This window comes from Nocardioides sp. cx-173 (genome assembly GCF_021117365.1).
Taxonomy (GTDB): domain Bacteria; phylum Actinomycetota; class Actinomycetes; order Propionibacteriales; family Nocardioidaceae; genus Nocardioides.
Window position 1 is genome coordinate 392,284 of record NZ_CP088262.1, and the last position, 14,248, is coordinate 406,531.

Genomic DNA, 14,248 nt, shown 5'->3' on the forward strand with positions numbered 1-14,248 from the left:
GTGATGTCCCTGCCGAGGGCGGTGCGGGCGACCGTGCTCGCTGCCGTCGTCGTGGTGGTCGGCGCCGGATGCGGCGACGGCGGGTCGAGCGGGGACGCGCCGCAGACCGCGGCGTCCGCGCCCGGCGCCCCGATGACGTCCCCGAGCACCGGCCGCAGCGACGCGGCCGAGGAGGAGAGCAGCATGAGGATCCAGATCACCATCGGCAAGCAGCGCTTCGACGCCACCCTCACCGAGAGCGCCGCCACCCGAGACCTGGTAGCGCAGCTGCCGGTGACGATCGAGATGGTCGACCACGGCGGCGTCGAGAAGACCGGACCGTTGCCCGCTCCGCTCGCGTTGGACGGCCAACCCGACGGCGCGGACCCCGACATCGGCGACGTCGGCTACTACGCCCCTGGCAGCGACTTGGTCCTCTACTACGGCGACCAGTCCTACTTCCCCGGGATCGTCGTCCTCGGACGCCTCGGCGGCGGTGCCGCGGAGCAGATCGCGAGCATCGAAGGCCCGGTCACCGCCACCATCGAGGTGCCATGACCGCGACGGAGCTCCGGGACTTCCTCGCCCACGTCAACAGCGGTGCGCTCATCGAAGGCGGCTCGGAGCACCACCGCTTCATGCACGGTGCTGCTCAGGAGGCGCTGCGGATCCTCGCCCAGATCAACACCGGCTACCGCACACCCGGGGAGGTGAGGGCACTGCTGACGGAACTCACCGGCAGGGCGGTCGACGAGTCGGTCACCGTCTTCCCGCCCTTCTACACCGAGTTCGGCAAGAACCTGGTCCTCGGCAAGGACGTCTTCATCAACCTCGGCTGCACCTTCCAAGACACCGGCGGCATCACCATCGGAGACGGCACCCTCATCGGCCACGGCAGCACCCTGACCACCCTGAACCACAGCATCGACCCCGACCGGCGAGCCGACATGACGCCGGCGCCGATCGTGATCGGAGGCAAGGTCTGGGTCGGAGCGGGGGTCACGGTCGTCCCGGGCGTCAACATCGGCGGCGGAGCAGTCGTCGGCGCCGGCGCCGTCGTCACCCGCGATGTCCCGGCCAATGCCATCGTCGCTGGCATCCCAGCCAAGCTCATACGCGAGACCGGCTTCGGTGCGTCTCGACATTGAGCAGAGACCTCCGCCTACGGGCGAAACTCCGAGCGAGCCAGCCGCCGCCCACACCCGGGCCCATCTCGGCAGACTCGCGGGCCCCGCGGCGAACCCGCGAGCGTAGCCGCCCTGAACCGGCAGGTCTGGCATGTGGCCGAGCTCAGGTGAACGGGGCCGGCGTCAGGCGCCGCACAGACATTTGCGCAATTGCTAGGCAGAACCTCTTGCCGATACGACAGAAGGCGCTCTACTTTGAGTACGCGCACACTCTGTGAGGGCCGTCACAGACGCGACGAGGGGCCTTACCTTGGCAGAGCTCGGTCAGACCGACGAAGCGCCGGCGCAGTCGCGGCTCCCGGCCGGCTCCGGCGCGCTGCTTCAGATGTCCGGGATCGTCAAGGAGTTCTCGTCGGTGCGCGCGCTCGGCGGTGTGGACTTCGAGGTGCGCGCGGGTGAGACGCACTGCCTGGTCGGCCAGAACGGCGCAGGCAAGTCGACGATGATCAAGATCCTCTCGGCGTCGTACCTGCCGGACGCGGGGACGATCACGTGGAAGGGAGAGCCGGCCCGGTTCGCCCACCCGTTGGCGGCGATCAAGGCCGGCATCGCGACGATCTACCAGGAGCTCGACCTGGTCCCGGGCCTGACGGTGGCGGAGAACATCTTCCTCGGCCACGAGATCTCCGCCGGGGGACTCTCCCGGCGAGGTGCGACGAACCAGCGGGCGCGGGAGATCCTCGCGCGGCTGGGTCACAGCGAGATCAGCCCGACCAGGCTGGTGGGCGAGCTGTCTCCCGCAGGGCAGCAGGTCGTGAGCATGGCGCGGGCGCTGTCGCACGAGGTCGACCTGCTCATCCTGGACGAGCCGTCGGCGGTGCTCGACCACGGCGAGGTGGAGAACCTCTTCCGCGTCATCCGCGGACTGACCGCGCAAGGCGTCTCGATCGTCTACATCTCCCACCGGCTGGAGGAGATCCGCCAGATCGGCGACCGGATCACCGTCTTGAAGGACGGCGTGACCGTGGCGACCGGTCTGCCGGCCAAGACCACCCCCACGGGGGACCTGATCAAGCTGATGACCGGCCGCTCCATCGAGTACGTCTTCCCGCAGCGCGACCAGGAGGCCGCGCCCGACGCGTCGCGCGACCCGGTCCTGGAGGTGCGCGACCTGGCGCTGGACGGGGTGTTCTCCGGGGTGGACCTGACGGTGCGGGCCGGCGAGATCGTCGGCCTGGCCGGACTGGTGGGCTCGGGCCGCACGGAGATCCTCGAGACCATCTACGGGGCGCGCCGAGCCACGTCCGGCACGGTGAGCGTGGACGGCAGGAAGCTGCGACGCGGCGCGGTCGACGCCGCGGTCCGGGCCGGGATCGGCCTGGCCCCGGAGGAGCGCAAGAGCCAGGGGCTGCTGCTGGACCAGGCCGTCTACGCCAACATCAGCGTGTCATCGCTGAAGTCCTTCCAACGCGCCGGGTTCGTCCAACGAGGGCGGGAGAAGGCCAAGGCCCGTGAGCTGGTCGAGTCCCTGGACGTGCGTCCCCGCAACATCTCGCGCCACGTGCGCACCATGTCGGGCGGCAACCAGCAGAAGGTCGTCCTGGCCCGGTGGCTGCTGCGCGGCTGTCGGGTGCTGCTGCTCGACGAGCCCACCCGCGGCGTCGACGTCGGCGCCCGCTCGGAGATCTACCGGCTGGTGCGCACGCTGGCCGACTCGGGGGTCGCCGTGGTCGTGGTGTCCAGCGAGGTCGAGGAGGTGCTCGGCCTGGCGGACCGGGTGCTGGTGGTCCGCGAAGGACGCGTCGTGCACGAAGCCGCCGCCGCCCACATCGATGAGTCCCAGGTCCTGGACCTGGTGATGGAAGGGACCCCCGCATGACCGACTCCGACACCGAGCGCCCGAGTGGGTCCACTGGCCCCACGGCGCACGACAAGCACGGCAAGCATGCCGGTGACACCGGTGCCTCGCACGCGGGGGACCCGGTCGACGCACTGCCGGTGACCGAGACGACGGCGTCCCACCAGACCATGGATCCCGGCGCCGGCAAGGACGCTCGCGGTCCCGGTGGGCGCAGCGTGACGATGGCCCGCCTGGCCGACACGGGGTTCTTCCGCGTCGTGGGCCTGGTGGTGGTGCTGCTGCTGATCGTCATCGTCGGCACGATCACCGCGGGCGACCGGTTCCTGGACGCGGACAACTTCCTGACCATCCTGCGCCTGTCGACCGCGGTCGGCGTGGTCTCCGTCGGGATGACCTTCGTGATCACCGGCGGCGGGATCGACCTGTCGGTGGGTGCGGTGCTCGCCCTCTCCTCGGTGTGGGCGACCACGGTCGCCACCCAGGAGCTGGCGGCCGACACCTTCTGGGGCGTGATGGTCCTGACCGCGCTCGGAGTGGGGGCCGGCGCCGGGCTGGTCAACGGAGTCCTGATCGCCTACGGCAGGGTCGTCGCGTTCATCACCACCCTCGCGATGCTGGTCGCCGCGCGCGGACTGGCGGAGAAGATCTCCGGCCAGCGCACCCAGATCGTCTCCGACGTGCCCGGCTTCTACGACTTCTTCCGGGCCAAGCCCCTGGGCGTCGACATGTCCATCTGGCTCTTCGTGCTGGTCGCGGTCCTCGGCTGGATCCTGCTCAACCGCACGACGTTCGGCCGGCGGACCTTCGCGGTGGGCGGCAACCCCGAGGCCGCCCGTCTCGCCGGAATCAACGTGCGCCGTCACACGGTCTGGCTCTACGTGCTCGTCGGGGCGTGCTCCGGGATCGCGGCGCTGATGATCGTGGCCCGCACGACCACCGGGTCCTCCACCCACGGCGAGCTCCTGGAGCTCGACGCGATCGCCGCGGTCGTCATCGGCGGCACCCTGCTCGCAGGCGGCCGGGGCACGATCACCGGCACCGTCCTGGGTGTCTTGATCTTCACCATGCTCACCAACGTCTTCACCCTCAACAACCGGGAGCCGTCCGAGCAGGACCTGCTCAAGGGCGCCATCATCGTCGCCGCCGTGCTCCTGCAGCAGTGGTTGGCGGCCCGCAAGAGCACGAGCTCGACCTAGTGCCCGGCCCGCCGGCCGGCGGCTCGATCGGCACGTCGGGCATCACCAATCCACTGCCTCACCTCTCGTTCGACCATCAAGGAGCGCGACATGTCCCTGCATCACCGCACCATCTCGAAGAAGGCCGCGGCCGCTCTCGCCGTGCTCGCCGCGATCGGGCTCAGCGCCTGCACGAGCAACGAGTCCTCCGACGACGACCAGAACGTGTCCGGCGGCACCTCGGAGGCCGAGGAGGGCTCGAACGACGAGGCCGGCGACACGGTCACCATCGGGTTCTCCGCCCCCGCTGCCGACCACGGCTGGATGGGCGCGATCACCGAGGCCACGGAGGCCGTGGCCGAGCAGTACGACGACGTCGAGCTCCTGATGGCCGAGGGGACCAACGACCCGTCGGTGCAGATCCAGCAGATCGAGACGTTCATCAACGACGGGGTGGATGCCATCGTGCTGCTACCCCACGACGGCGACGCCCTGACCCCCATCGCCCTGGAGGCGATGGAGGCCGGGATCCCGGTCGTCAACGTCGACCGGGAGTTCAACGACCCCAACGCCGCGCGCGTGACGGTGCTGGGCGACAACTACGGCATGGGGGTCTCGGCGGGTGAGTACGTCTGCGAGCAGGCCGACGGCAACACCGACGCGGTCGTCGCGGAGATCCAGGGCATCGCCTCCCTCCCGCTGACCCAGGACCGCAGCCAGGGCTTCGAGGACGCGCTGAAGGAGTGCGGTCTGGACGTCGACAACCAGGTCGAGGCCTCGTTCACCGTGGAGAGCGGCTCGGACGCTGCTAACAACCTGCTTCAGGCCGCTCCCCAGATCGACTTCCTGTGGAACCATGACGACGACCAGGGCGTGGGCGTCCTGGCGGCGATCGAGGAGGCTGGTCGTGACGAGTTCACGATGATCGGCGGCGCGGGCTCGCGGCAGGTCATGGAGGCCATCAAGGCCGACAACGGCGTGCTCAAGGCGACGGTCATCTACCCCTCCACCCAGGGCGCCGACGGCCTGAAGCTGGCGCGCCTGCTCGCCCAGGAGAAGTCCGTCGACGACCTGGTCGAGGTCGAGGTCCCGCGCGTGGTCCAGCTCTACGCGCCGGTCGTGACCGCCGAGAACGTCGACAAGTACCTGGACACGGCGTTCCGGTCCTGACCCGCCGTCCCGATGACATTGCCCACCACGGCCCGCGTCACCGCGCGGACCGTGGTGGGCACCTTCCCGTCCCGCCCTGGAGCTCCCCATGACCAGCACCTCGCCCGCCGACGCCGACCCCATGCCCTCCGGCTCGGCGTCCGCCCCGCTCAACGTCGCCATGGTCGGTCACGCGTTCATGGGCGCCGCCCACTCCCAGGCGTGGCGCACGGCCGGCCGGTTCTTCGACCTGCCCCTGCACCCGGTGATGCGGGTGCTCGGGGGGCGCGACGCGGCTCGCGTCCGGGCCGCCGCTGACCGGCTGGGGTGGGAGTCGACTGAGACCGACTGGCGCCGCCTCGTCGAGCGCGACGACGTCGATCTCGTCGACATCTGCACCCCCGGGGACTCCCACGCCGAGATCGCCATCGCCGCCCTGGCGGCGGGCAAGCACGTGCTGTGCGAGAAGCCGCTGGCCAACTCGGTCGCCGAGGCCGAGGAGATGACCCGCGCCGCCGAGGCGGCCGCCGCCCGCGGGGTGCGGGCGATGGTCGGGTTCACCTACCGCCGCGTCCCTGCCGTGGCGTTGGCGCGGCAGCTGGTCGCGGAGGGCCGGCTGGGCGACATCCGGCACGTGCGCGCGCAGTACCTGCAGGACTGGATCGCCGACCCCGAGGCGCCGATGTCGTGGCGCCTGGATCGCGACAAGGCCGGCTCCGGCGCGCTCGGTGACATCGGCGCCCACATCATCGACCTGACCCAGCACATCACCGGCGACACGATCGCCGAGGTCTCCGGACAGCTGGAGACCTTCGTCAAGGAGCGGCCCCAGGCCGACCGGCACGCCGGTCTGTCCGGTTCCGCCTCCGAGGGCGCCGAACGGGTGCGGGTCACGGTGGACGACGCCGCCATGTTCCTGGCCCGATTCCGCGGCGGAGCGGCCGGGGTGTTCGAGGCCACGCGGTTCGCGACCGGCCGCAAGAACGCGATCCGGATCGAGGTCAACGGCTCGAAGGGCAGCCTGTGCTTCGACTTCGAGGACATGAACGTCCTGCAGTTCTTCGACGCCGCCGAGCCCGAGGAGACCGCCGGCTTCCGTCGAATCCTGGTCACCGAGCCCTCCCACCCGTATGTGGGCGCCTGGTGGCCCCCGGGCCACGGCCTCGGCTACGAGCACGCCTTCACCCACCAGGTGGTCGACCTCGTCGGCGCCCTCGCCCGCGGCGCCCAGCCGACCCCGACGTTCGCTGACGGCCTGTGCGTGCAGCGGGTGCTGAGTGCCGTGGAGACCAGCAGCGACACCCGCACCTGGCAGTCGATCACCGCCTGACCCGAGCAGTCCCGCCCCGGTCGGCCCGCACGCGTATGCGCCGACCGGCGTCTCGAGCGACCCCTTCTGACCGCCGCAACGCGTTATTCGCGCTCTCTGCGACGAGAAGATGGGCACTTATGTATTGACGCCGGGCAAATGTGCTCCCTAGTGTGACGGACATCACGGCGATTCGGCCGCTGGCCAACTCGGAAGGGCTAGGCGACGCTCCATGCCCCAGAACTCGGTGATCTCGGGGAGCGCACGCTCCCGCCCCGCCGTACGCAGCGGGCCGCGCCGCGGCCTGGCCGCAGCCCTCGTGGCCGCGCTGGCCGGAGGCCTGATGGGCCTGCTGCCCCCTGTCGCGGCCGTCGCCGCGGCCCCGGCGGCGGCCGCTTCCGACCTCGTCGTGGACACGGCGTCGCCGGCGGCGGCCTCGGCCGGGGCCACCGCGGCATCGCTGGCCGCCGACCCCCCGGACCTCAGCAAGTTCCAGAAGGTCGTGCTGGGTCAGGGCAACACCCTGGGCGAGGCCATGGAGCTCACCGTCGCGCCCGACGGCCGCGTCCTCTTCATCACCCGGGCCGGCGACATCCAGATGTACGACCCCGCGGACGGCTCCATCGAGATCATCATGCTCAACACCGAGCTCGGCGTGTGGAGCGGGCTCGAGGACGGTGGCCTCGGGATCACGCTCGACCCGGACTTCGCCACCAACAACCACCTCTACGTCTACTACGCCCCGCTGCCGGAGTCGCACAACGCCAACCGCCTCTCGCGCCTGACGCTCACCGAGGACGCCGCGACCGGCACGGCCTCGATCGCCAAGTCGTCGGAGAAGGTGATCCTCGAGGTCGGCACCCAGCGCAACATCTGCTGCCACTCCGCCGGCTCCCTGCAGTTCGACGGCGACGTCCTGCACCTCGCGACCGGTGACAACACCTCGTCCTCCGACAACGGAGGCTTCTCGCCGCACGACGAGCGCCCCGGCCGCAACGACTACGACGCCCAGGACTCCGCGGCCAACACCAACGACCTGCGCGGCAAGATCCTGCGCGTCATCCCGCGCGCCGACGACGCCGGTGACGAGAACCCTCCCGAGAGCAGCGCCGGCATGTCCTACGACATCCCCGACGGCAACCTGTTCGGCGAGGGCGGCAAGTACGCCGCGGCGAAGTACCCCGCCGCCGAGGCCGCCAAGACCCGGCCCGAGATCTTCGTGATGGGGCTGCGCAACCCCTACCGCCTCGGCACCGACCCCGGCTCCGACGCGCTCTACTGGGGCGAGGTCGGCCCCGACTCCCGCACCAACGACCCGAACCGTGGCCCGCGCCACCAGGAGGAGTTCAACCGCACCACGGAGGCGATGAACGGCGGCTGGCCGTACTGCGGCGGCGAGGTCGGCGACGACCTCACCGACCAGCGGTTCGGCGGGGCCTACGTCGACTGGGACTTCACGGCCGACCGCTACAAGACCAACGCCGACGGCTCCCCGAAGCGCTTCCCCTGCAACGACCCGACCGGCATGAAGGGCGTCAACGACTCGCCCAACAACACCGGCCTCGCCGACCTGCCGCCGATGACCGACGCCTGGATCCCGTACTCCACCTCCGCCCCGTTCAAGTACCCCCAGGTCGAGGGCTCCACCCCGACCGGCGCGCAGGTCTATCGCCAGTCCCGCAACGCCATGGCCAAGGAGACCGCGTTCCCCACGCACTACGAGGGCTCGGTGTTCATCTCCGAGATGAGCCGCGGCTGGATCAAGGAGGTCCGCCTCAACCAGGACGGTTCGATCGCCTCGATCAACATGTTCATGAGCGGCTTCTCCGCCCCCGGCGACATGGAGTTCGGGCCCGACGGCTCGCTCTACGTCCTCGAGTACGGCTCCGGGTTCTTCTCCGGCTCGCCCGACACCAAGCTGGTCCGCATCGACTACGCCGCCAACGGCCGGGCCCCGGTCGCCAAGGCGACCGCCACGCCGTCGGAGGGTGACACCCCGCTCAGCGTCACCTTCTCCAGCGCCGGGAGCAGCGACCCCGACGGCGGCGCCCTCACCTACGCCTGGGACTTCGACCGCGACGGCTCGGTCGACTCCACGGCCGCCGACCCGGTCCACACCTACAGCGCCGCCGGCGACTACTCCGCGGTCCTCACGGTCACCGACCCCACCGGCAAGACCGCGACCGCCCAGGCGATCGTCAACGTCGGCAACACCCGACCGGTCGTCGACCTCAAGGCGCCGGTCGATGGCGGCTTCTTCGACTCCGGCGACAAGCTCCGCTACGACGTCGACGTCACCGACAAGGAGGCGCCGGTCGACTGCGCCAAGGTCACCGTCTCCGAAGGCCTTGGCCACGACGCGCACGTGCACCCCAACCTCAGCGTCACCGGGTGCGAGGGCGTGATGACCACCGCTGCCTCGACCGACCACGGCCCCGACGCCAACACCTACGGCGTCCTCTCCGCCGCCTACGCCGACACCGGCGGCAACGGCGGTGTCAACGGCCCGCTCGAGGGCCGGGACTTCATCACCCTGCAGCCCAAGCTCCGTCAGGCCGAGCACGCCACCGGGCGCTCCGGCGTCGGCGAGACGGGCTACGACGACAAGTCCGGCACGCGTCCCGGCGCCGGCGGGATCATCACCGGGATGGGCAACGGCAACTCGGTGTCCTACCAGCCGATGAGCCTGGCCAACATGAACTCGATCTCGGTGCGCTACTCCGGCTCCCCGGCCGCCGGCGCGGCGATCGAGGCCCGCGCGGGCTCGGCCATGGGGCCCGTGGCCGCCCGGATCCCCCTCGACGGCGCCACCTCCGGCCTCTACTTCTACAAGACGGTCACCGGTCAGGTCACCAGCCGGGTCGCCGACCAGGGGGGACGCGCGCTGTTCTTCGTTTACACCGGCGGCGGTGAGATCAACTTCGACGAGATCGGCTTCGCCGGCACCGGGGTCGCGGCCGACGTCGCGCCGTTCATCACCAGCGCCACCGCGACCCCCGCCGACGGCGCCGCGCCGCTGAAGGTCGACTTCACGGCCACCGCCACCGACCCCGACGACGACGCCATCACCTACGCCTGGGACTTCGGCGTCCCCGGCACCGAGGACGACACCGCCGCCGGTGCGGCGGTCAGCTACACCTATGCCGCGCCGGGCAGCTACACGGCAAGAGTCACCGCGACCGACGCCACCGGCAAGAGCAGCGCCAAGACCGTCGACGTGGTGGTGCGGCGCGCCTGCGCCACCCCGCCGACACCCGACGCCGGCTACGAGCTGCTGTTCAACGGTCGCGACCTCACCGGCTGGAAGCAGTCCGGCCCCGGCGGGTTCACCGTCGAGGACTGCGCCCTGACCTCGTTCGGTGGGCTGGGACTGCTGTGGAACGACGTCAAGCAGTACGACGACTACTCGCTCAAGCTGCAGTTCAAGCTGTCCGACGACGGTGACAACTCCGGCGTCTTCACCCGGTTCCCCGACCCCGGCGACGACCCGTTCGTCGCGGTCGACCGCGGCCACGAGATCCAGATCAAGGAGGGGGCCGCCAACGACGAGCCGCAGAAGACCGGCTCGGTCTACAACTTCGACCGCGAGGACCGACGCAACGCCAAGCCCCACGGGGAGTGGAACGACTACGAGATCCGGGTCGTCGGCCAGACCTACGTGATGACCCTCAACGGCGTCGAGGTCAACCGCTACACCTCCGACGGCTCCCGCGGCACCACCGGCTTCGTCGGCCTGCAGAACCACGGCACCGCCGACACCGTGTCCTTCCGCAACGTCCAGATCAAGCCCCTGGTCGTCGACGAGCCCTTCGTCAACACCGTCGCCGTCAGCCCGGCCCGGGGCGCCGCCCCGCTCGAGGTCACCTTCACCGCCGACGGTGTCGACCGGCAGGGCGACGCGCTGACCTACGAGTGGGACTTCGGCGACGGCTCGGCTCCGCAGACCGCCGGTGCCGTCGTGGAGCACACCTACACGGGCGAGGGCAGCTTCACTGCCACGGTCACCCCGATCGACGTCGACGGGACCCGCGGCCAGCCCGTGGACGCCACGGCGGTGGTCGTGCTGACCGACCCGGTCGCCCAGGCCTCCGCCGCCCCGAGCTGTGGCATCGCGCCGGTGCGGGTCGACTTCACCGGCTCCGCCACGGACCCGCAGGACCAGAGCGTCACCTACGCCTGGGACTTCGGCGACCAGGGCGACGACGACACCTCGACGCAGGCGAACCCGAGCTACACCTACCAGCGGCCGGGGTCCTACACCGCGACGCTGACCGTGACCGACCCCGACGGCAACGTGGGCACCGCCACCGTGCGGGTGCGCGCTCTCGAGAGCGGCGTGTGCCGCGCCGTGGCCGACCTGACGTCGTACTTCAACAACGACGGCATCTCGACGCCGGACAACCCCGGCGACGGCAACTTCGACGGCGGCGGGTGGACCTACGCCAGCGAGACGCTGCCCGAGCCCGTGCGCGCCAACGGGGGTCCGGTGGTCATCGAGGGGGTCGACTACGAGTTCCCGAGCCCGGCCGACGGCAAGCTCAACAACGTCGAGGCCGACGGCCAGGTGATCGCGCTCCCGGGTGGCCGCTTCACGGGGCTGAGCGTCCTGGGTGCCGCCCACAACGGCGACGTGCAGCAGCCGGCGACCCTCACCTACGCCGACGGCACGACGTCCACGGTGCAGCTGCGCTTCACCGACTGGGCGCAGTCCCCGAAGTTCGGCGAGACGGTCGCGGTCGACATGCCGCACCGCCACGACTCCGGCGGCAACACCGGACCCCGGGTGTTCCTCTGGGCGCAGTCCGTCCCGCTCCAGGACAAGGAGGTCGCCAGCATCACCCTGCCCGTCGACCCGAAGCTGCACATCTTCGCGATCTCCGCGCTGATTCCCGTCGAGGAGCCGCCGTGCGACCAGCGGCGCTCCGACGAGTTCAATGATGACGAGCTGCTCGACAACTGCCGCTGGAGCATCCGCCGCGCGAACCCCGATCTCTACGAGGTCGGCGACGGTGCGCTCCGCCTGCAGGCCGGCCCGGGCGAGTACTCCACCGCTTCCAACGTCATCACCCAGGCGACCGCCGAGGGTGAGTGGCAGGCCACGACCAAGCTGACCTTCGACCCCGACGAGGAGGGCCAGCAGGCCGGGCTCGTGGTCGCGGGCGCCGCCGGCTCCGGCTTCGCCAAGCTGATGTTCGTGCGCAAGAGCACGGGCGGCAACGAGTGGATCGAGTTCCTCAAGAGCAGCGATCCCAACAACAGCTTCGACTTCAGCGGCAACTGGCACACCGGTGGGGGAGACTTCGGCGGGCCGTTCCTCCCGGCCGACTTCCCGACCACGTTCTGGCTGCGGATGGCCTCCGACGGCACCAAGCTGACCGGCTACTACTCGACCGACGGCGAGACCTTCACCAAGGTGGGCGACGAGCGGACCCTGGAGGGCATCAACGCGCCGCGCGTCGGCGTGATGGCGCTGCGGGGCAGCGCCTCGACCGCACCGGTCGCCGAGTACGACTACGTCCGCTTCGCCGGCGACCCGGCGTCCGGAGGCCGGACCTGGGTCGTCGACGCCGTCGACACCGCCACCACCAACCAGTGGGTCTCGGCCGACACCGGCACCTCGGAGGTGACCGTCCAGGTCGGCGACACCGTGGAGTGGCAGTTCGACCGCGCCACCATGGCCCACGACATCACCTCGCTCGACTCCGCGGACGACTGGGACCCGCCGCTGCGGGAGTACCGCGACCCCCAGGGGGCGCCGGTCCGCTACACCTTCACCAAGCCCGGCACCTACGAGTACTGGTGCTCGATCCACGGCGGGACGATGCGCGGCACCGTGGTGGTCGAGGCGGCCGAGCCCAACCGGCCACCGACGGCCACCCCGCTAGTGGACCCGCGCACGGGCGGAGCGCCGCTCTACGTCCACTTCGAGGCCCAGGCCACGGACCCCGACGGCGACCCGCTGACCTACGAGTGGGACTTCGGAACCGCCGACGACAGCTCCGACAAGTCGACGTCGACGCATGCCCACTTCAACTACACGACCCCCGGCCGCTACACCGCGACGCTCAAGGTCTCCGACGGGAAGGGCGGCGTCTACGAGGACGACTTCCTGATCACCGTCACCGGCGGGGTCAAGCCCATCGTCACCGCCAGCGCCAATCCCAGATCTGGAACGGCGCCCCTCAACGTGATCTTCATGGGCGGTGCCCAGGACAAGCAGGGTGGGGACATCACCTATGCCTGGGACTTCGGCGTACCCGGGACCGACACCGACAAGGCGGCCACGGCGCGGGCGCAGTACACCTACACCCAGCCGGGCACCTATACGGCGGTGCTGAGCGCCACCGACCCCGAGGGGAACACGGGCACGGCCAGCGTGCAGGTCGTCGTCGGCGGCGATCCGGTGGAGCCGGTGCTCGGGGTCGAGGCCACGGCCACGCCGACGCGGGGCGCCTCGCCGCTCGACGTCGCCTTCGCGACGACGGTCACCGAGGCGTCGCGGACCGCCGGCGAGATCAAGCCCTTCGCCGACGGGCTGACGACCTACCCGGAGCTGACGGGCGAGGCGGAGCTGACCCGGGGGGCCGGCCACACGATGACCTCCCTCTCGGTCAGCGGGCTCAAGCCCAACGCCGCCCACATGGTCCACGTCCACGAGCAGGCCTGCTCGTCGCCCGCCAACGGCGGCCCGCACTTCCGCTTCGACGAGACGCTGCCCTACGGCGAGGACAACGAGATCTGGCTGCCGTTCACCTCCGACGCCACCGGCGCCAGCCCGGACCTGATGGAGCACAGCGAGCAGCGGGCCGGCCCCAAGGCGGTCTCGATCGTCGTGCACGACCCGGACAACCCGGCGAAGCGGATCGGCTGCGTCGACCTCGAGCCGACCGGGCTGAGCTATGCCTGGGACTTCGGCGACGGCGAGACCGGCGCGGGCGAGGCCCCGGAGCACACCTACACCGAGGCCGGCGCCCACACCGCCACCGTCACCGTGACCGACGAGGCCACCGGCCAGGAGGCCACCGACTCCGTCGAGATCGTCGTCGAGCAGGGTGGAGGGACCGACACCGTCGCGCCGCAGACCCGCGTGCTCTCCGGTCCGCGCGCCGTGACCAGGAGCCGGACCGCGACCCTGCGGTTCTCCTCCAGCGAGACCGGCGGCACCTTCGCCTGCAGCCTCGACGGCTCGGCCTACCGCCCGTGCGCGGCCACGGCGACGTTGCGCAACCTGCGCGACGGCGTCCACCGGATGCGGGTCCGCGCCACCGACGCGGCGGGCAACACCGACGCCACGCCGGCGACGTACACCTGGCGGGTCGACACCCGTGGGCCCGTGGTCCGGGCGACCGGCCCGAAGGGCAGCACGCGCGACCGGACGCCCACGTTCCGCGCCACGGTGAGCGACCCGGGCAGCCAGCTGACCCGCAACCAGCTCACCCTCCGAGTCGACGGCCGCGTGGTCCGTGGGGTGCGCTACGACGCCCGGGCCGACCGGATGACCTGGACCTCAGGCCGCCCGCTCTCCGTGGGTCGCCACACCGTCCGGCTGGTCGCGGTCGACGCGGCCGGCAACCGCACCGTCACGCAATGGCGCTTCACCCTCCGGCGATGACCCGGCCGGGCACCACCCCCTCCCGCACCCTCCACC

7 protein-coding genes are annotated in these 14,248 nt (G+C 71.0%); all 7 read left to right on the forward strand.

The features are described 5' to 3' along the window. Positions 1-3: 3 nt before the first annotated feature. Positions 4-537 (forward strand): cyclophilin-like fold protein, encoded by a 534-nt coding sequence (locus LQ940_RS01845; protein WP_231240874.1) that lies wholly within the window; start codon positions 4-6, stop codon positions 535-537. Then, positions 534-1,127 (forward strand): sugar O-acetyltransferase, encoded by a 594-nt coding sequence (locus tag LQ940_RS01850; RefSeq protein WP_231240873.1) that lies wholly within the window; start codon positions 534-536, stop codon positions 1,125-1,127. Before LQ940_RS01845 ends, LQ940_RS01850 begins: the two co-directional genes overlap by 4 nt. A 289-nt stretch (positions 1,128-1,416) precedes the next feature. Continuing rightward, the gene (locus tag LQ940_RS01855; protein WP_231240872.1) at positions 1,417-2,985 is read left to right on the forward strand and encodes a sugar ABC transporter ATP-binding protein; all 1,569 of its coding nucleotides are present in this window, start codon (positions 1,417-1,419) and stop codon (positions 2,983-2,985) included. Next, positions 2,982-4,163: an ABC transporter permease gene (locus LQ940_RS01860; protein ID WP_231240871.1), complete on the forward strand. Its 1,182-nt coding sequence runs from the start codon at positions 2,982-2,984 to the stop codon at positions 4,161-4,163. The genes LQ940_RS01855 and LQ940_RS01860 overlap by 4 nt, the downstream gene beginning before the upstream one ends. Positions 4,164-4,253: 90 nt before the next feature. After that, entirely contained in the window at positions 4,254-5,312 is a 1,059-nt protein-coding gene (locus tag LQ940_RS01865; protein ID WP_231240870.1) for a substrate-binding domain-containing protein, read from the forward strand. An 88-nt stretch (positions 5,313-5,400) separates the two neighbouring features. Further along, positions 5,401-6,621, forward strand: a complete 1,221-nt coding sequence (locus tag LQ940_RS01870; protein WP_231240869.1) for a Gfo/Idh/MocA family protein — start codon at positions 5,401-5,403, stop codon at positions 6,619-6,621. A 211-nt stretch (positions 6,622-6,832) separates the two neighbouring features. After that, complete coding sequence (locus LQ940_RS01880; protein ID WP_269214183.1) at positions 6,833-14,212, forward strand: PKD domain-containing protein; 7,380 nt, start codon at positions 6,833-6,835, stop codon at positions 14,210-14,212. The last annotated feature ends 36 nt before the right edge of the window (positions 14,213-14,248 follow it).